This is a genomic window from Nocardia sp. NPDC006982, from assembly GCF_042869435.1.
In the GTDB taxonomy this organism is placed as follows: Bacteria; Actinomycetota; Actinomycetes; order Mycobacteriales; family Mycobacteriaceae; genus Nocardia.
In genome coordinates, this window is sequence record NZ_JBIAFV010000001.1 from 1,112,901 (window position 1) to 1,131,930 (window position 19,030).

Below are 19,030 nucleotides of genomic sequence, written 5' to 3' on the forward strand. Positions count from 1 at the left end.
CAGATCAGCGGCGCAGAACGAAAAAGTACGGCTCGGTCATCCCTCGCATATCCATCACCCCGAGCAGCGTATCGATATCCACCCGACGGAAGTGATCGATGATCGGCAGATGGTCGTAAACCATCGCGGTACTCACCGCACCGCGGTATTCGATATCGCGCAAACGTGCTGTCGGCCTGCGAGTTCGGATCGCCGGGGCGAGGAGGGGCAGTAGCTTCCGCACCGTCTGCACGCCCGCGAGCGGCACCCTACCGGCCAGACCGAGCGGCACCCGCCGGGGATCGACCGCGAAGATATTTCCCGATTCGTCGGCGAACAACAGTGGATGCACCGACTCCGGATCATCGAACTGCTTGCCGTACCAGCCGGAGGCAACCAGCACCCCGGCCATCGGATGCCCGGTATCCAGTTCCTCACCCCGCCAGCGGCCGACGGTCACCTCCGCGACCCTGGCCGCGGGCAATCTATCGAACAGCTCCCACGCCCGCTCCGTCGTGCATTCACCATCGAGCAAGTCCGCCAGATCGGACTGCGCGCTCTCATTCTCGGCCATGACCGATCTCCTTCTCGATGGCAACGTTGCGAGAATAAGGCTATCAATCTCTCATTCGGTCGGTTCAGAAGGGCGCGTCGGCTGCCAACTGCCCCACTTCCGCCAGGTAGGGGTCGAGTTCGCCGGATTCGAACCGCGACATGCCGATGACATGCCAGAACCGCCCGGCGATATTGCCCTCGAATTTGTATCGGCCATCGGGTGCGAGGGCCGCCCATCCTTCGGGCAGACCGAGCAGTATCGCGCGAATCGACGGTGCGCCATCCTCCGGCCGCGACCACAGCAGGATGTTGCCGTCATCACCGCCGCTGGCCAGCAGTTTGCCGGACGGGTCGAAGCTGAGCGACCAGACCCGGCGCTTATGCCCTTCGAGGGTATGCAGATGACGTCCGGATGCCATGTCCCACAACCGAACAACCAGGTCATCGCCCGCGGTCGCCAGTGTGCCGGTGCGGGAGTCGACCGCGGCCGTCCAGAGCCTGCCGGTGTGCCGGGTCAGCGTATGCAGTGCATCGCCGGATTCGATATCCCAGATGCGGGCGGTGGTATCCCAGGACACACTGGCGAGCCGGTCCTCGTGAAAGGCCACCGAATACACGCGGTCGCGATGTCCGCGCAGTGCGCGCAGGAATCGTCCGGAGCGCACGTCCCACAGTCGCACCACGGAATCGTCGCAGCCGGTGGCCATCAGCGCACCGTCGGCACTGAATGCGATCGAGCGCACCCGGCCGCGATGTTCGGCGCAGACGGCGTGCAGCGCACCGGTGGTGCGCACCCAGATGATCACCGTGTCGTCGTCATTGGCGGTGGCCACATAGTCACCGGTCGGGTCGAAGGCGGCGGCCCAGATCGGTGCGGATTCGACATTGATATGGCGTTCGTACAGGTCGGCGTCGAGGTTGAACAGGCTGAGCCGACCGTCGTTGACGACAAGGCCGAGCTGATGGCGGCCGAGTTCGCTGAATATCGCCGATTCGAAGGTGAGCAGGCGGTCTTCGCTGCCGATCAGTCGGCGAACCAACCGCCCGGTCACCGGGTCCCACAGTCGAACCACACCGTCGTTACCCACGCCGGAGAGCAGGGTACCGTCGGCATTGAAGCTGACCGTGCGAACCTGGCGGCCGTGGCCGGTGAGCGTATGTTTGCAGGTGCCGGTTAGGGGATCCCAGAGCCGGGTGGTGAATTGGTCGTCGGTAACGGCCAATTGGGTACCGTCCGGGCGAAAGGCGAACGGCCAGATCGAGCCGGTATGCGCGGTGAGCCGGTGTCGTAACTCCCCGGTCTCGCTGTCGCGCAGACACACCAGTCCGGCGCTATCACCGGAGGCGAGCAGTTCACCCGCCGGATCGAAGGCGAGCCAGTAGATGGCCGCGGTGTGTTCGGTGAGCGACTGCCGTTCCGCGCCGGTCTCCGCGTCCCACAGACGCAGTCCCCCATCGGTATCCCCGCTCGCCACGATCGGCAGGCTGGGGTGGAACGTCACGGTATAGACCCGCCCCGTATGACCGGGTAGGTCGCGAATCTTCCGACAACTCAACGGATCCCACAGCGCGAGCGTGCCGTCGACGCCACCGACCGCGAGCAGTTCACCGGTGGGATTGAATGCCACTCGGAATACCGAGCCGGAGGAGCCACTGAATTCGCCGCTCTCCCTGCCACTTTCGATATCCCACAGGCGCACGGCGCCATCCCGATAGGAAGCCGCGACCAGCGGTCCGCGAATATCCAAGCTGTAGATGAGTTCCCGGCCGCCACCCGCGGGACGGCATTCGTGCCGCAGTTCGCCGCTCGGCAACGTCCACAGCCGCAGCACGCCGTCGGCGTCACCGGTGGCCAGCAGATCACCGGCGGGGCTCAGCACCACCGGCCACGGCCAGTTCTTGTGCCCCAGCAGGATTCGGCGCAGTTCACCGGTGGCGGCATCCCAGATGCCGACGGTCCCGTCGCCGGATCCGGTCACCAGCACCGTATCGGTGAACGCCACCGCGAACGTCCGTGCTCGGTGCGTCTGCAAGGTGCGCAGCGGTCTCCCGGTTTCGGCATCGCAGATGAGTACGCCGCCGTCATCGCTGCCGATGGCCAGCGTACCGCCGTCCGGGTTGTAGGCGACCGGCTGCGGCAGCCGGCCGTGCCTGGCGTGGAAGCCGTGCCGGACTCCGATTGCGGCAGGCGCGAATTCGGTCTGCGCCGCGACTCCGGGCACCCACGCCGCACCGTACAGATCGGTGCCGGTCGGGGTGCCGGTGACCTCGATGAGTGCCGCCCGGGACCAGCGGCTACCGCTGGCCCGCGATCCGGTCAGATCGGTATGCACCAGGCGAGCGCGGGTGAGATCGGCCTCGCCCAGATCCGCGCCGACCAGGCTGGCCTCGTCGAGTCGGGCGCCGACCAACCGCGCACCGTGCAGAACGGCACGGTCGAGGTTCGTGCCGACCAACCGGGCACCGGTGAGATCCGCCCCGGTGAGATCGACATCGCGCAGGTCCCGATACGACAGATCCTCCCCCGCCAGACTCGCACCGCGCAGATCCGCGGTCGGTGCGGTGCGCAGCCGCGTCGCCACCCGAATGGCATTGGTGCGCGAGACTTCGTCGGCCGCCTGGTCGGCGAGCACACCTTCGGCCCAGATGCGCAGCGCCCGGTTGTCGGCGAGATCGCAGAGAAAGTCGATCGAGAGCTGGGATAGCAGCGATTGGGTCAGCGGGGCGGGCGCGGGGGTGCCGACCTCGAATTGTCCGGCGATGTGGTTGGCCACCAGCCATTCCATTACCGACGAATGGATGAAGCCGAACAGGTTGTCCTCGGTGCGCACCAGCAGGCTGCCGGAGCCGATGGCGTGCGCCGACTGTTGCACCGACATCCGGCTCGATCCGGTCAGCTCGGCCGAACCCGCTGCCACCTCGGTCAATTCGGACAGCCGCAGATACGGCTCGCCGGTTTCCCAGACGCGCAGCGCGAATGCCGTGACACCGAGCCACAATTCGTGCAGGCGCAGTCCGGGCAGCGCACCGGCCACGCCCGCGGTGCGGTCGGCCTCGTAGGTCAGCCAGGACTCCAAGATCTCCCGGTACAGCCCGGCCGGACCCACCGCCTGTTTCGCACCCGCCGCGGCCCGTAGCCGCCGCTCGTCCAGATCGGCGATGAACCCGAGCATCCTGGGATTCTGCGCCAGTCCGAGCAGATCCTCGATACCGGTGATCAACCCCATTCTGGCGTCCGCGCGGCGGATATCGCCGCCGTAGCGGTTGGTCAGGAAGGCATGGATCTGCGCGGGCGCGAAATCCTCGATGCCCACGATGCGCCGATCCTGCAGCAGACCGACGCGTTCGCCGAGGGCAGTCAGCACCTGGGCGCGGGATTCGAAGTGCTGGGTGCGGCTGGCCACGATGATCTTGGCTTTGCCGACGGCGGCCTGCAGCAGGGTTTCGAGATGGTCGGCGGCGAAGTCGTAGCTGATCCGGGTGACGAGTTCGTCGAAGCCGTCGAACAGCAACACCACCCGGCCCTCGCGCAGCATGTAGTGCAGCGCCTTCAGATCGATCCGATCCTCGCCGTGGTTGGCCAGATGTGCGGCGACCAGACCGTCGACCGAATGGGTTTTGTCCAGGGCCCGCAGGTCGATCAGGATCGGAATCAGCGCGGGCATGGTTTCGGTGATGCGGCGGGCCAACTCGCGCAGCGCGAAGGTTTTCCCACGACCGAAATCACCGAGTATCAGAATGAATCTGCCGTGGTCGGCCGCGATCACCTTCATCAGTTCGCCGACCAGATCGTCGCGGATCTGCTGGTCACCGTGTTCGAGGATCCGGAAGCGCTGCGGCACATACAGATCCGGCGGATAGGTGCGGTCCGCGCGCAATCGCGCGGCCTGGTGCGTGAGGTACTCGTCCAGATCGAGCAGGCCCTGGAATTCGGTGAAGCTGCGCACCCGCAGACCGTGGCTGGCCGCCTCCTCGCGCAGCGAACGCGGCGGCGCCGCACCGCGATACACGAGTTCGGAACCGTATTCCGGATCGTGGCCGAGGAAGTCCTCTACCACCTGCCTGGTCATATCACCGACGTGCACGCCGACGCGCCACTGGGCGATGACCTCGTCATCCTCCCTGGTGATCAGCAGATGCGGCGGCTCCACCTCGACGCGCCGGACTTTCGCACCGGGATAGCGGGTTTCGCACACCTCGGCGACGCGCTCGAGCAGCCGCCCATGCGGATCGACCGCCAGAGTTTCCGGGGGCGGTTCTGGGAGTTCGGGCTCGTCCGGTCCGAGGAGTTCGGGCTGTTTGGCCGTCGGCAGCGCCGCGGTCACCTTCAGCCAATCGAATTCGAGTTGCGCGGTGGACTCACCACCCCCGGAGAACCGGGCCAGTCCTGCGGCGGTGAGCTGGATAATCTCGTCGCGGCCCGGAGCGGCGGCGGGCAGGACGGGCAGCGTGTCGTCGAGCCGGTCCAGATGCGGACCACCGGGTCCCGGACCGTGCAGCAGCAGGTTCAACCGGCCGCCGAGCATCCGGGACAGCGTATCGGCATCGCGCAGCAGGTCCGGGTCATGGGCGGGCGTGCCGGCGCCGGGCAGCGGATCGTGCCGGACGACACCGATGCGCAACCAACCGTTCTCCTCGAACGGGCGTAGCCGCTCGGCGAACCAGGACGCCTGCGGTTCGCCGATCCGGCCGTAATCGTCCTCGGGCAGATGGGTCGCGGCCATGGTCGAATTCAATCCGGCGACCACCACCCGTAATTCGGGAATCGGGAACAGTGTCCATGGCTGTCCGATATCGAAGACGAGGTGATCCAACCCCTGATACAGCGCGCCGAACATCCGCGCGTACTGCTCGAGCTTCGGAAAATACGGCGGCTGCGGTTTACGATCGCGGGCCTCACAGCTCAGGAAGTACGCGTGGCAGGCCGGTTTGGAGACATCATGATTGCCGGGTACCACGACCAGTCGCTCCGGACCGAGGCCGAGCAGCGTACGCAATCCGCTCAGGAAGGTCAGCGCCTCGTCGACCTCGCGCGGACGGCCCGATTCGGTCATATCCCCGGACACCACGATCAAATCCGGTTTGGTCACCCCCTGATTCACCAGATGGGTCACATTGGCGTGGATGCGTGCCTGCAATTCGGCCGCGGTGCCCGGCTCGTCCGGTGCGAGCAGCCCACGGCCGAAGCGCGGACCCGCTACATGCAGCACCGAGACGCTGGTACGTGGTTCCTCACGATCGGTGGCACCCGGGAACGCAGGGGCTGCAACCGGTGTACGCCGCTGCAGCACGGATTCCGGTGTGTCCGTGATGGTTTCGACGGCGAACCGATCCGGGCCATCGTGCGGAAAGCCCGGTTCCGACGGCGGCTTGGCCCGCCCCGCGAGCAGATGTCCGATCCGCTCCAAAAGGATTCGGCGCGCCTCCTCGGCGGTGGACACCCGCACCAGGTCGAGATAGGTGATGGTGGCGAGCAGACCCTCGAGCGTGCATTCGGCGATGCGCACCGGCATCAGCTTCCCCGGATCGGTGCGGTAGGCCGCCTGCCATTCCATGGTTCCGTAATAGGAACCGAGATAGTTCTCCGACAGCACCACCAGCACCACCGCCGAATCACGAACACCGCGATCCATGAAATCGATGAAGTTGGTACCGGGCACGAAATCCCAGGCCTGGATGAGGGTGCTGTACCCCGCGGTCTCCAACTGCCAGGCCAACCATGCGGCCCATCGCTCGTCGGCCGGTGAATAGCTGATGAAGAAGTCCCGCCGCCCGCCCGAAGTCACAGCATCAGTATGCCCCGATGGGTCGCCACGCCAAACGGCAGAAGATCATTACGACGCGCACCGAATGCGGAAGTGCCCCAGCCGATATGCTGCATGATGGGGCATGTGTCCGAACAACAGGTCGATTCCGCTGCGGAGAACCCGCCGTCGAGTGCCCTGGTGTCCGCGCCGCCGAGATGGGGGCTGAGCACGCTGGATCGGGTCCGGCTCGGCCTGTTCGCGGCCGGACTGCTGTGCGTGGCGACCGGATTGCTGCCGCGCGCCGAGGCCGCCGACAATATGCGCCGGATCGGGCCGCTGCTGCTGTTCCTGTGCAGTGTGATCATTCTCGCGGAGCTGACACGGCAGGCGAAGGTGTTCGATGTGATCGCACACCGCCTGGCCATCCTCGGGCGCGGCTACTATCCGGCGTTGTTCCTGCTCTGCGTGCTTTTCGCAGCGGCGACAACGATTCTGCTCAATCTCGATACGACTGCGGTATTGCTGACTCCGGTCATGCTCGCGCTGGCGGTACCGGCTCGCATTCCGCCACTGCCGTTGGCGATGACCACACTCTGGCTGGCCAATACCGCGAGCCTGCTGCTGCCGGTCTCGAATCTCACCAATCTGCTTGCCGCCGACCGGGTTGCGCTGCGCGCCACGGATTTCGCGGCGCGGATGTGGGCGCCGCAACTGGTGTCGATCACGGCGACCATGGTGTGCCTCTGGGTCTGGTATTGGCGGCGCGGTCGACGTGAAACCGATCGGTACGTACCGCCGGAGCCGATTCGTCCGGAGAACGCCAGGGAGCGCACACTGCTCTATACGACGGCAGGCGCGTGTCTGCTGTTCATTCTTGCGATCCCGTTCGTGGGTGATCGGATCGGTATCGCCGCCACCCTGGCCGCCGCCATTGCGGTGGCCGCCTTCGCGATCTTCGACCGTTCATCGCTGCGACTAACGCTGATCCCGTGGCAGTTGCTGGTTTTCGTGGTCGGGTTGTTCCTCGTGGTGCCGACATTGAGCCGGTTCGGGCTCGCCGATGTCATGCATGCGCTGATCGGCCACGACTCCGGAGTAGTCGGGGCGTACCGTGCGGCGGGCGCAGGCGCCGGATTGTCCAATGTGGCCAATAATCTTCCGGCTTACACCGCAGGTGAGGCGGTGGTGTCCGAGGAGAATCGAAATCAGTTGCTGGCCTTGCTCATCGGCACCAACGTCGGGCCGATCGTGACGCCATGGGCGTCGCTGGCGACGCTGCTGTGCCTGGAGTTCTGCCGCACCCATGGTGTTCGGGTGCCGATGCCGCGGTTCGTGCTCACCGGGCTGGGGCTCGCGGTCGTCGCTACGACCGGCGCCGTCGCTGTGCTGCTGGCGACGGGATAGCTGGAATCGCCTCTCAGCCCGGCAGCCCCGTCACACTCACCTCGGCAGCGGCCTTCACCAGCAATGCCAACTCCGGCAGCATCTCGGTGCCTGCGGCAATGAAGTTCACTTCGCCGGCGGGGAGGTCGAGGTGGTCGTCGAGCGGTGCGCCGTCGAAATCGGTGATGTGGATACCGGATTCACGGGCCAGCAGGGTGCCTGCGGGCAGGTCGACCAAACCCGCTCGGTAACCGACGAATCCGTCGATATCGCCGCGGCTCAGCATGACCCAGCACAGCAGCGGAGACCACAGTTGGATCAGGCGACGGGAACCGGATTCCAGGGCCAGGCGCAAGGCGCGTGCAGTGGTGTCGGTGCGAGTCACCGGATAGCCCTGCAGCCAGGCCAGGGTCGGAGCGGATTCGGAGGAACGGTGCGGCGGCCGCCAGAGCGGGCCGTCCGGCCCGCTGGCGCCGGAACCGCGCACGGCGGACCAGGTGCGGTCGGCCAACGGTTCGTGGACGATGCCGAGCATCGGAACTCCGTTGTGGCACAGGGCGATACCGATTGTGCAGACGGGCAGGCCGATGGCGATGTTATTGGTGCCGTCGAGCGGGTCGACGACCCAGCACCAGGAATCGTCGACGCCATGAAGCCCGGATTCCTCGGCGAGGATGCGATGGTGTGGGAAGGCGCGGCGGATATGGCCGACGATGATATGTTCCGCACGCAGGTCCAGGTCGGTGACCAGATCACCGCTGGCGTCCTTGGTGCGGACGGTGACTGATCCGGCCAGACCCTCCCGGATCGCCCGGCCCGCCTCGATCGCCGCCGCCCTGGCCACCTCGGCAGCGGTCGTCAGAACGGTGTCCAGCCGGTCGAAGGCGCTGATCGGATCCGGATCGGCCGGCGTCGGACCATCCGGTGACAGCAATAGGTTCGCTACGTCGCCTGCTCGCATCGGTCCTCCAGTTGTTCCGGCAGGGTGGGCTCCTGCAGGTGGTCCAGCACCGTTTGCGCGGCGCGCCTGGTTTCGCCCGGGGTGCAACCGGTTCGGTGCACCCAGTGGTCGGCGGTGGCGAGAGTGCCGAGGGATCGGTCCGGTCGGCCGCGACGAACCTCGCCGAGCACCACGGTGGCCGCATCGCCCCGCACATCGGAGAGGTGAAATACCCCGTGCGGCAGGGTGTATACCTCGCCTGCACGGAAATGTTCACTGGATCGGATGCGATAGCGGACCAGACGCTCGGTCGCACGCACCACATCACCGTCGGCGCCACTATGGATTTCGAAGATGCGATGGGTTGCCCGGTCCGCAGAGCTCTCCACTTCGAGTATCTCGTTGCCGACCTCGCCGTACAAGACCACGCTGAGCAGATCCCAGCTGTGCGCGTGCATCGCCGAAGTCGTCGGACGCGACCGCAGCCCATCGGTCCAGACATGCACGCAGACGCCGAGTCCGCCGTCGCGCCACGCGGGAAAACACAAGAACCCCAACGGATGCCGGACCGCACCGATGTCGGTGCGACCGTCGAGCACCCCGGTCATGAAATCGCGAGCCCAGCGTCGCACCGCTGGCCCCGCCGCATCGGAGCCGATCAGCGTTCGTAGTCGGGCATAGTCGTTCATTCAGTACGGATTCCTCGGCTGCAGTGCGCGTCGCACGATATCGGCGACATCGCGATCGGTATAGGAAGCCGGTAGCGCGAGACCGAGCAGATCGAACAGCGCACGAGTCTGGTCGACCGACGGTTCGTCGGCGAGCGCGAGTTCCTCGCTCCTGCTCAGCGGCACCTGTCTGGCCTGCTTGAAACTCGCCACGAGTTCGCGGTTGAAGTCCCGGTAGTAGGGCTTGTCCCGTTCGAACATCAGGGCCGGAGTATTCGGATTGTCCTGTGTGACAATGACGCAACTCGACGAGAGGTCCCAGCGGAAGGTCGTCATCACCATCGAGAGTCCGACATCGATGGTCAGGAAGGTGAATCGCTGCCGGTACCAGCACGCCGCGAGCACCGTCGCGAAGGACTCCTTGCGGGTCCGCTCGGTGGTCCACAATTCGCCGGTGCGGTCGGCCTCGGGCACCAGCGAAGAGCGGAACTGCGCGTAGGTCTTGCACAGCTGTTCATTGGTCGGATCCAGCACCTCCACCTGGATCCGCAACGGACGCTGTTCGCGGCGCGCGTTCTCCACGCACTCCCGCAACGTCACCGCGCGCAGGTAGGTTCCGGTACCGCCCTTGAAAAGCCACTGTTCGGTGCCGCGCCGGGCCAGGGTATGCGCATGCCCGATCTCGGGACCGTAGAGCAACTGCACCGAGGTCGTATCGCGAATGGCCTTGGCCGACAGGTGCCGATCACGCAGCAGCGTGGTGGCCAGCAGACCGAGCACCAGCAGGATGACCGCGTTGATCAGATCCGAATCGAAGAAGCCGATATCGATCAGCGAGATCACACCGAAGATGACCGCGAGAACCAGGGCGACGAGACCGTCGATATTGTTCCGCAGCCAGATCAGCACCCGTGCCATAGGTTTTCGGCCTCCCCTAGGGTTTCTACCCAGGATAGGTGCACCTGTGTCGACGCAGCGAGCGAACGGTCAAGTCGCACTGGCGGGTCGGTGTGTGAGGGCGTCCAGTCGAGTGGCGAGGATACGGCGGGCTCGATCGTAGGGCGCCGATTCGCCGAACAGCAGCGCATCCTGGGCCGCGGTGCGTGCGATGGCGTCGAGTTCGAAGGCGAGGTCGGCGGGCTCGTTATCGGAGACGATCTCGCCGAGACCGATGGCCTCGGCAATGGTGGTTTCGTAGAGCCGCAACCAATCTCGGCGCGATGCGGCCACGGCGTCGTGCACACGCCCGGGGCGGGCGTCGAACTCCGCGACGGCGGACAGAAAGAAGCACCCGCCGCTGAAGTACGGCTTCGCGGCATAGTCCAACCAGGACTCACCGAGTGCCCGAACCCGGCGGATACCAACGGGTGCACGTCGCGCGGGTTTCACCACGTGGGCGACGAAGACCTCGACGGCCGCGCGGACGGTCGCGAGCTGGAGTTCCTCCTTGGAGCCGAAGTGCGCGAAAACGCCGCTCTTGCTGAGGTCGAGTTCGGTCGCCAAACGCCGCACGGACAGGCTTTCCAGGCCTTCGACCGAGGCGATATCCATGGCGCGGTCGAGGATGACGCGCCGAGATCGCTCACCGCGCTCCAACCGCTTGTCGACCTTGGTTTCGACGGTCATCGGCACCCACCTTTCGTCCGAGGTCGAGCATATCCGACGGACGGTCGTCCTAATTGTTTCACACTGAATTAGCTTGATCAACCGCTCATTCGGCGGCATTGACAGAACCCAAGGCAAAGAGTGATAGTACGACCGTCCACTTAGTTCGAGACCTGTGTCGCTGATCCACACCGTAATCAGCATCCTCGACGACAACTCGATCGGCGAATCTCGATGCTGAGTCGGCATATAACCAGCGGCTGAGCGCCCCGCTCGTACCTAGGACGAGCGTCCACATTCTTCAGGTGAGAGGACAGATCATGCGCGCTATTCAACAAGAGCAGTGGGGCGGGCCGGACACCATGCGACTCGCGGAGATCGCGCGGCCGACACCGCTACCCACCGAAGTGCTGGTGAAAGTCGTTGCAGCGGGGGTCAATCCGATCGACTATTTCAGCCGGGAAGGTCAGGCGTACGTCCGGGCATTGACGCTGCCCTTCGTCAACGGCTGGGATGTCGCCGGAATCGTCGAGGAGGTCGGCTACGGGGTGACCCGCTTCCGACCCGGCGACCGGGTGTACGGCATGCCGTGGTTTCCGCGCGCGGCGGGGGCCTACGCAGAATATGTGACCGCGCCGTCGCACCAATTCGCGCCCATGCCAACGGGTTCGAGTTTCACCGAGGCCGCGGCCCTGCCATTGGCCGCGCTCACGGCCTGGCAGATGCTTGTCGATATCGGGAAAGTCGCACCTGAACAGCGTGTTCTGGTATCCGCCGCGGCAGGTGGCGTCGGCCATTTCGCCGTGCAGATCGCAAAGTCGTTCGGGGCCTATGTGATCGGTTCCGCACGTGCGGCCAAACACGACTTCCTCGCCGCACTCGGCGCCGACGAGACCATCGACTACACGACGACCGATGTGGCCACGTCCGTCCGCGACGTCGATATCGTGATCCAGATGCACGGCGGCGAACCGGCGCTGCGCATGCTCGAAACCTTGCGTCCCGGTGGCATTCTCGTCAACGCACAGGCGGCATGGACACCTGGAATGGCCAAGCGTGCGTCCGAACTCGGCGTACGCGCCAGCGGCTACCTGGTGGAACCCGACCGCGCCGACCTCGAAGCACTGACCGACCTGATCGAGAAGGGGCAACTGCGCCCACACGTGGAATCGGTCCTGCCGCTGGAGCAGGCAGCCGAAGCGCACCGCTTGATCGAACAGGGCCGAACCACCGGGAAGATCGTCCTCACCGTGAGCGACCAAGACCACATGCCGGAATCTTGACCTCGAGTGCGGTTGAGGAACCAGGATCGACCGTGCCCAGGTTCGCCGAATGCGGTGCACACCATCCGTCGGTGCGCACCACGGAGCCGGGCATACCCGATTCCGCGAGACAGTCCTCGCGGTTCGCTCCCGCTGGGCCAGTACACCCACCAGCGGGAGCTCGGGCGGCTATGGCATCGGATCGCGACAGGCCATGAAACGTCAACAACCGCACACCATTTTCGGCATGCGGCTGGGCCGACGGCAATCAGGCGGAGACGGCGATCTCCCACTCGTACACGGTGAGCTCCGAGGAACCGGTGGTGTGCACCGGATCGGTGAACGCGATTTCCCTTGCGGCTTCCAGACTTTCGGCGTTGATCACATACGCACCGCCGGTGCCGTCGGTGAACCGACCGCTCTCGACCAACTGCCCGCGCTCGAGCAATTCGTTCAGGAACTGCTTGTGCGGCTCGATCACGGCCGGGTCGAACGACGGCTTCCGCATCGCCATGACCAGATACTTGTTGATCACGCCTGCGACTCCGGACGCGGCGCCCTGGTCGCCGCTGCGGCCGCGCGCACCTGCGGGGCGACCAGCACGACCTGGCCGAGCACACCGTTGACGAATCCGGGCGAATCATCAGTGGACAGCTCCTTGGCCAACTCCACCGCCTCGTCGACCGCGACAACCGGCGGAACATCGTTGGCGTGGAACAACTCCCACACCGCGATCCGCAGGATGGCCCGGTCCACGGCGGGCAGCCGGGACAGCTCCCAGTCCTTGAGGTAGGACTCGATGGTACCGTCCACCCGATCCAGATCGTCGGCGACGCCCTCGACCAGGGTGCGGGTGTAGGCATGCACCGGGGCGATCGCCTGATCCTGGGTGGCCAGTTCGGCCCGCTCGGTGAGCAGGTCGGCCGCGTCCACATCGCGGGCCTCCGCCTCGAAGAGCAGATCGACCGCCCGCCGGCGGGCCTTGTGGCGCGCGCCGAGCTTCTTGAATGTGGACTTCTTGTCTATGGGCTGTTCCGCCACAGCACTCATTATCCCTGTTCGCCGCGGCGGGCGATCAGGCGTTCACGCGGCCGAGGTAGCTGCCGTCGCGCGAATCGATACGCAGCTTGTCGCCGGTGTTGATGAACAGCGGGACCTGCACCTCGGCGCCGGTCTCCAGGGTGGCGGGCTTGGTTCCGCCGGTGGAGCGGTCGCCCTGCAGACCGATGTCGGTGTGCTGCACCTCGAGTTCGACGGTGACCGGCAACTCGACATACAGCGGCGCGCCCTCGTGGGTGGCGACCTGAACGACCATGTTCTCCAGCAGGAACCGGGCGCCGGGGCCGATGGTCTCCTCGGAGATGGAGATCTGGTCGAAGGTCTCGCCGTCCATGAAGACGTAATCCGAGCCGTCGTGGTACAGGTAGGTCATATCGCGACGGTCGACGGTGGCGGTCTCCACCTTGACGCCCGCGTTGAAGGTCTTGTCGACGACCTTGCCGGACAGCACGTTCTTCAGCTTGGTCCGCACGAAGGCAGGGCCCTTACCCGGCTTGACGTGCTGGAATTCGATGATCTGCTGGAGCTGACCGTCGATCTTCAGCACGAGGCCGTTCTTGAAGTCGCTGGTGTCCGCCACTGTTCTCGGATCTCCTAGTTCTGGATATGCGGTCTCGGTGACCGGCATCATTCGACGACGGTCAGGCCTTTGCTGGTGTTGGTGAGCAGATCCGGGCCCCCCTCGCGGACCACGAGCGTGTCCTCGATCCGGACGCCGCCGCGGCCGGGGAAGTACACACCTGGTTCGACGGTCACCGCCACGCCAGACAGAAGTGTACCGGTTCCGGTTTTGGCGATTCCCGGCGCTTCGTGGATCTGCAGTCCGACACCGTGTCCGAGACCGTGCACGAACAGCTTCCCGTGCCCGGCCGCCTCGATCACCGCACGCGCGGCCGCATCCACGTCGGTGACCGGCGCGCCGGGCTTCAGCGCCTCGCGTCCGGCCCGCTGCGCCGCCTCGACCAGCGCGTACACCTCCCGGTGCCAGTCGGATGCGGTGCCGAGTACGAAGGTGCGGGTCATATCGGAGTGGTAGCCGCCGACCACGGCGCCGAAGTCGATCTTGACGAAATCGCCGGTGGCCAGGACCGCTCCGGTGGGCCGGTGATGCGGGATGGCGGAGTTCGCGCCGGTCGCCACGATGGTCTCGAAGGCGACCGCATCGGCGCCGTGTTCGAACATCGCCCATTCCAGATCCCTGGCGACCTCGCGCTCGGTACGGCCGGGGCGCAGGCCGCCGCGTTCCAGCAGGGTCGCCAGCCCGGCGTCACCTGCGGCGCAGGCGGCACGCAACTGTTCGATCTCGTAAGCGTCCTTGACCATGCGCAGCTGTTCGACCAGCCCCGGAGTGGCGACGAATTCCAAACCGGTCTTCTGCTCGATGAATCCGCGATGCTGATCGACGGTGACGATATGGCTCTCGTAACCGACCCGGCCCAGCTGCCACTCCCCCGCGAGCTCCACGATGCGCCGGGCGGTGGCCCTGGCGATTTCGGCGCGCAGATCCGGCACCTGTTCGGCGACCTGGCCCTGATAGCGCCCGTCGGTGCCGATCACGGTGCGCTCCTCGGAATTACGCATATCCCAGGAGGTCACCAGCAGTGCGGCATTGGACCCGGTGAAGCCGGTCAGGTACCTGATGTTCACCAGATCGGTGACCAACAGCGCGTCGACCTCGTTCTCCACCAGCAGACTGCGCAGTGCGCCACGGCGCGCCGCGTAGTCGGGCCCAGGACCCGCGTGATCAGCAGACATGTCTCAAAACTACCGCCGACACGCCGCAGATCCCGCATAAAACACAGGTTTACCGGTATTCGAGCGAGGCGATCGATGTTCACATATCGATCGGTTATCCCCAATCCGGAATCGGGGGCTGCATCCGGGACCGGGAGCGGACGAGGCTGAAAGCCATGTCCCCCACCGCTTTTGTCCTGCTGCTGGCTTGGTGCTCGGTGCTCACCGCCATCGATATCCGGCAGCGCCGACTGCCAAATGCGCTCACCGTCTCAGGCGCGCTGATCATCTTCGGATATGCGCTGTTCACAACACAATTCACCGCCGCGGTGGTCGGTTCGATCTTGTTGGCGATGTCATATTTATTGGTGCACTTGATCGCACCGGCCACACTCGGGGCCGGTGATGTGAAACTGGCCGTCGGGCTGGGCGCGGTCGCCGCGCTCGGCGGTGCGCAGGTATGGGTGCGGGCGGCGCTCGCCGCACCCGTGCTGACTGCGGCATTCGGGCTCGCCGTATTGGCCCACTGGCGGATTCGGTCCGGTGCTGATCGGGCCGGACCGCATCCGCTTCCCCATGGGCCCGCCATGTGCGTCGCGACGGTGCTGAGCCTGGCGGCGGCGTATGGCTAGCCGATGCCGCGACGCCGCCGTGCCTGTCATCACGGCGGGCCGCGTACCGGAGCACCCCCGTCGACATGGGAAGATGGACAGCGTGTTGCGCTGGATAACTGCCGGAGAATCCCATGGTCCCGCTCTTGTCACCATCCTCGAGGGGATGGTGGCCGGTGTCGAGGTGACGTCCGACGAGATCTCCGCACAGTTGGCGCGCCGTCGGCTCGGGTACGGGCGCGGCGCCCGAATGAAGTTCGAGGCCGATAAGGTCACCGTCATCGGCGGAGTGCGGCACGGTCGTACCATGGGCGGACCGGTGGCCATCGAGATCGCGAACTCCGAGTGGCCGAAGTGGACGACGGTCATGTCCGCGGATCCGGTGGACGAGAACGAACTCGCCGATCTGGCCCGCAACGCACCGCTGACCCGGCCGCGGCCGGGCCACGCCGACTACTCGGGCATGCTCAAGTACAACTTCGACGACGCCCGCAATGTTTTGGAGCGGGCCAGCGCCCGCGAGACCGCCGCGCGCGTCGCAGCGGGCACGGTCGCCAGGAATTTCCTGCGCCAGGCCTTCGGCGTCGAGGTCATCTCGCATGTCGTCTCGATCGGTACCGCCGCCAATACCACCGGCATCGTGCCGACGGCCGCCGACCTGGCCGCGATCGACGAGAGTCCGGTGCGCGCGTTCGACAAGGACGCCGAGGCCGCGATGATCGCCGAGATCGAGGCCGCCAAGAAGGACGGCGACACCCTCGGTGGTGTGGTCGAGGTGGTCGTGGACGGGCTACCGGTTGGATTGGGTTCGTTCATCAGCGGCGCGGATCGGCTGGATTCGCGCCTCGCGGGCGCACTCATGGGGATTCAGGCGATCAAGGGCGTCGAGGTCGGCGACGGTTTCGAAACCGCACGCCGCCGCGGCAGCCAGGCACATGACGAGATGAAGCCGGGACCGGACGGCGTGCTGCGCTCGACCAACCGTGCCGGTGGTCTCGAGGGCGGTATGACCAATGGCGAGCCGCTGCGCGTGCGCGCCGCGATGAAGCCGATCTCGACGGTGCCGCGCGCGCTGTCCACGGTCGATATGACCACCGGCGAGGAGGCTGTGGCCATCCACCAGCGCTCGGATGTCTGTGCTGTGCCCGCCGCGGGTGTGGTCGCCGAGACCATGGTCGCGCTGGTCGTCGCGCAGGCCGCGCTGGAGAAGTTCGGCGGTGACTCATTGGTCGAGACCGTCGACAACATCACCAGCTACGTCAAGCGCATCGGCACCCGACCACACGTGCCGCAATGATCGTGCAGTCCGATCCGCGCGCACCGCGCGTGGTGCTGGTCGGACCGCCGGGGGCGGGGAAGTCGACGATCGGCCGCAAGCTCGCCAGGGAACTCGGTGTCGAGCTCTACGACACCGATGCCGGAATCGAGCGCGAGACCGGACGCACCATCCCGGAGATCTTCACCGAGGACGGCGAACCGGAATTCCGCCGGATCGAGGAGCAGGTGGTGCGTCGCGCCATCCTCGCCGAACGCGGTGTGGTCTCGCTCGGCGGTGGGGCCGTGCTGTCCGAGGACACCAGGGCACTGCTGCGCAATCGCACCGTGGTGTATCTGGAAATCAGTGTGGCCGAAGGACTTCGGCGCACCGGCGCGAGTACGCAGCGACCGCTGCTCAATGGTGCGGATCCGGGTGCGAAATATCGCGAGCTGATGCGCAAGCGCAGACCGCTGTATCGCGAGGTTGCCACGGTGCGGGTGCGCACCGACGGTCGCAGTCCGGGTCGGGTGGTGCGGATGATCATGGCGAAGCTGGGCATGGAATCAGTGCTTCCGCAAGAAGCGGAGCCCGACTCGAGCGGAACTACGCCGGACGTCGTAGCGCCGAAACCGCAGGGCAGCAATAGATCCCGAGCCCGGCGCGCCGCCAGGGCCCGGGCGGCCGCGCGTCGTCGGGCCGCCGCCGCGCAGGCCGACGGCACCGAATCCGCGGCGACCGAGCGGCTCGAGTCCAGCGGCAAGATCACCGCGGCCGGCCGGATCACGACCGATACCGCAACAGTCGATCGCCCCAAGCCCACCGGCAAAATCGCCAACGGGCGTGCCGGTTCCGAAGGATCCGGTGACCCAGCGACACCCGGAAGCCGGTCCCGCCGCACCCGGGCCCGTCGCGCCCGCGCGCGAGCGCTCAAACAATCAGCACGCACAGAATCGGAGCCGAGTACACGTGAGTGAGCGAAGCGAGCGACCCATCAGCCCAGCTGAGCAGCAGCCGACCAGCCCGACCGAGCCGAGTCGCATCGAGGTCCGCACCGCCGATCCCTATCCGGTGATCATCGGCCGCGGCCTGCTCGGCGAGCTCGTCGAGTCGGTCGTCGGCGCGACCACCGGCGTGCGCACCGTCGCGATCTTCCATCAGCCGCCGCTGGCCGAAACCGCCGAGGTGGTGCGCAAGGCCTTGGCCGACAAGGGTATCGACGCGCACCGCGTCGAAATCCCGGATGCCGAGGCGGGTAAGGATCTGGCCGTGGCCGGCTTCTGCTGGGAGGTGCTCGGCCGCATCGGCCTGACCCGCAATGACGTGGTGGTATCGCTCGGCGGCGGTGCGGCTACCGATCTGGCCGGATTCGTCGCCGCGACCTGGATGCGCGGAGTGCATATCGTGCATGTGCCAACCACGCTGCTGGCCATGGTCGACGCGGCCGTCGGTGGTAAGACCGGTATCAATACCGAGGCGGGTAAGAATCTCGTCGGCAGCTTCCACGAACCGGCCGCGGTGCTGGTAGATCTGGCGACTCTGGAGACAGTGCCGCGCAACGAGATCGTCGCGGGGATGGCCGAGATCATCAAGGCCGGCTTCATCGCCGACCCGGTGATCCTGGACTTGGTCGAGCGTGATCCGGAGGCCGCGCTCGACCCGACCGGTGATGTGCTGCCCGAATTGATCCGCCGCGCCATCCAGGTGAAAGCCGACGTCGTTGCCGCCGACCTCAAGGAAGCCAGCCTGCGCGAGATCCTCAACTACGGCCACACTCTCGGCCACGCCATCGAGCGCCGCGAGCGCTACCGCTGGCGCCACGGTGCGGCCGTGTCGGTGGGTCTGGTCTTCGCCGCCGAACTCGGCCGACTCGCCGGTCGCCTCGACGATGCCACCGCCGACCGCCATCGCAGCGTCTTGGCCAGCGTCGGCCTGCCGACCAGCTACGACGCCGACGCCCTCCCACAACTCCTCGACGCCATGCAGACCGATAAGAAGACCCGCTCCGGTGTGCTGCGTTTCGTGGTCCTCGACGGCCTCGCCAAGCCCGGCCGCCTCGAAGGCCCGGACCCCACCCTGCTGGCCGCCGCCTATTCGGCGATCGCCCGCGAGGACAGCGCCAGCAGCGGCGCGATCCTGCTGTAGTCGCGAACAGCGAAGCGGCACATCCGATTCGGTCGGTTGCGCCGCTTTTGCGTCACGATCTCGGCCGCAGGCACATTGCCGACGGCA

Annotated in this window: 15 protein-coding genes and 1 pseudogene; 6 read left to right on the forward strand and 10 right to left on the reverse strand. The window is 66.2% G+C overall.

The genetic code is table 11. The annotated features are described in order from the left end of the window. Positions 1 to 4: 4 nt before the first annotated feature. Positions 5 to 553: a DUF4334 domain-containing protein gene (locus ACFYOW_RS04915; protein WP_387284588.1), complete on the reverse strand. Its 549-nt coding sequence runs from the start codon at positions 551 to 553 to the stop codon at positions 5 to 7. Between the two features lie 64 nt (positions 554 to 617). After that, positions 618 to 6,320, reverse strand: a complete 5,703-nt coding sequence (locus ACFYOW_RS04920; protein ID WP_387284589.1) for a TIR domain-containing protein — start codon at positions 6,318 to 6,320, stop codon at positions 618 to 620. A 96-nt stretch (positions 6,321 to 6,416) separates the two neighbouring features. Between ACFYOW_RS04920 and ACFYOW_RS04925 the strand changes: the two genes are divergently transcribed. Then, positions 6,417 to 7,685, forward strand: coding sequence for an SLC13 family permease (locus tag ACFYOW_RS04925; RefSeq protein WP_387286012.1), 1,269 nt, complete (start codon positions 6,417 to 6,419; stop codon positions 7,683 to 7,685). Between the two features lie 13 nt (positions 7,686 to 7,698). On the opposite strand, the gene ACFYOW_RS04930 is transcribed toward ACFYOW_RS04925, so the two are convergent. The 4 genes from ACFYOW_RS04930 to ACFYOW_RS04945 all read right to left on the reverse strand — a co-directional run bounded on the left by ACFYOW_RS04930 (position 7,699) and on the right by ACFYOW_RS04945 (position 10,898). Further along, the gene (locus tag ACFYOW_RS04930) at positions 7,699 to 8,625 is read right to left on the reverse strand and encodes an inositol monophosphatase family protein (protein ID WP_387284590.1); all 927 of its coding nucleotides are present in this window, start codon (positions 8,623 to 8,625) and stop codon (positions 7,699 to 7,701) included. Then, positions 8,607 to 9,293 carry a hypothetical protein gene (locus ACFYOW_RS04935; RefSeq protein WP_387284592.1) on the reverse strand — a complete coding sequence of 229 codons (687 nt, stop codon included), beginning with the start codon at positions 9,291 to 9,293 and terminating at the stop codon, positions 8,607 to 8,609. The genes ACFYOW_RS04930 and ACFYOW_RS04935 overlap by 19 nt, the downstream gene beginning before the upstream one ends. Next, positions 9,294 to 10,190: a hypothetical protein gene (locus ACFYOW_RS04940; RefSeq protein ID WP_063043165.1), complete on the reverse strand. Its 897-nt coding sequence runs from the start codon at positions 10,188 to 10,190 to the stop codon at positions 9,294 to 9,296. 69 nt (positions 10,191 to 10,259) lie between these two features. Beyond that, positions 10,260 to 10,898: a TetR/AcrR family transcriptional regulator gene (locus ACFYOW_RS04945; RefSeq protein WP_387284594.1), complete on the reverse strand. Its 639-nt coding sequence runs from the start codon at positions 10,896 to 10,898 to the stop codon at positions 10,260 to 10,262. A 299-nt stretch (positions 10,899 to 11,197) separates the two neighbouring features. On the opposite strand from ACFYOW_RS04945, the gene ACFYOW_RS04950 reads away from it, so the two are divergent. Next, complete coding sequence (locus ACFYOW_RS04950; RefSeq protein ID WP_387284596.1) at positions 11,198 to 12,160, forward strand: NADP-dependent oxidoreductase; 963 nt, start codon at positions 11,198 to 11,200, stop codon at positions 12,158 to 12,160. Between the two features lie 247 nt (positions 12,161 to 12,407). Here ACFYOW_RS04950 and ACFYOW_RS04955 read toward each other — a convergent pair whose 3' ends face one another. Genes ACFYOW_RS04955 through ACFYOW_RS04970 form a run of 4 tightly spaced genes read right to left on the reverse strand, consistent with a single transcriptional unit; the run spans position 12,408 to position 14,953 of the window. Next, complete coding sequence (locus ACFYOW_RS04955; protein ID WP_327099951.1) at positions 12,408 to 12,674, reverse strand: YciI family protein; 267 nt, start codon at positions 12,672 to 12,674, stop codon at positions 12,408 to 12,410. Further along, a complete protein-coding gene (gene nusB, locus ACFYOW_RS04960) occupies positions 12,671 to 13,180 on the reverse strand; it encodes a transcription antitermination factor NusB (protein ID WP_387284598.1) in 510 nt (169 codons plus the stop codon). Before nusB ends, ACFYOW_RS04955 begins: the two co-directional genes overlap by 4 nt. Before the next feature lie 34 nt (positions 13,181 to 13,214). Continuing rightward, entirely contained in the window at positions 13,215 to 13,778 is a 564-nt protein-coding gene (gene efp, locus ACFYOW_RS04965) for an elongation factor P (RefSeq protein ID WP_387284600.1), read from the reverse strand. Between the two features lie 47 nt (positions 13,779 to 13,825). Then, complete coding sequence (locus tag ACFYOW_RS04970) at positions 13,826 to 14,953, reverse strand: M24 family metallopeptidase (RefSeq protein WP_387284601.1); 1,128 nt, start codon at positions 14,951 to 14,953, stop codon at positions 13,826 to 13,828. 155 nt (positions 14,954 to 15,108) lie between these two features. Here ACFYOW_RS04970 and ACFYOW_RS04975 point away from each other — a divergent pair, with 155 nt between their 5' ends. From ACFYOW_RS04975 to aroB, 4 genes and pseudogenes are all read left to right on the forward strand, one after another. Further along, entirely contained in the window at positions 15,109 to 15,564 is a 456-nt protein-coding gene (locus ACFYOW_RS04975) for a prepilin peptidase (RefSeq protein WP_387284603.1), read from the forward strand. An 82-nt stretch (positions 15,565 to 15,646) separates the two neighbouring features. Beyond that, positions 15,647 to 16,840, forward strand: a complete 1,194-nt coding sequence (gene aroC, locus ACFYOW_RS04980; RefSeq protein WP_063043190.1) for a chorismate synthase — start codon at positions 15,647 to 15,649, stop codon at positions 16,838 to 16,840. Continuing rightward, positions 16,837 to 17,355 (forward strand): annotated as a pseudogene (locus ACFYOW_RS04985) (shikimate kinase); the annotation flags it as partial. The gene aroC and the pseudogene ACFYOW_RS04985, both read left to right, overlap by 4 nt. A 412-nt stretch (positions 17,356 to 17,767) precedes the next feature. Then, positions 17,768 to 18,943 (forward strand): 3-dehydroquinate synthase, encoded by a 1,176-nt coding sequence (gene aroB, locus ACFYOW_RS04990; protein ID WP_387284605.1) that lies wholly within the window; start codon positions 17,768 to 17,770, stop codon positions 18,941 to 18,943. Positions 18,944 to 19,030: the final 87 nt, after the last annotated feature.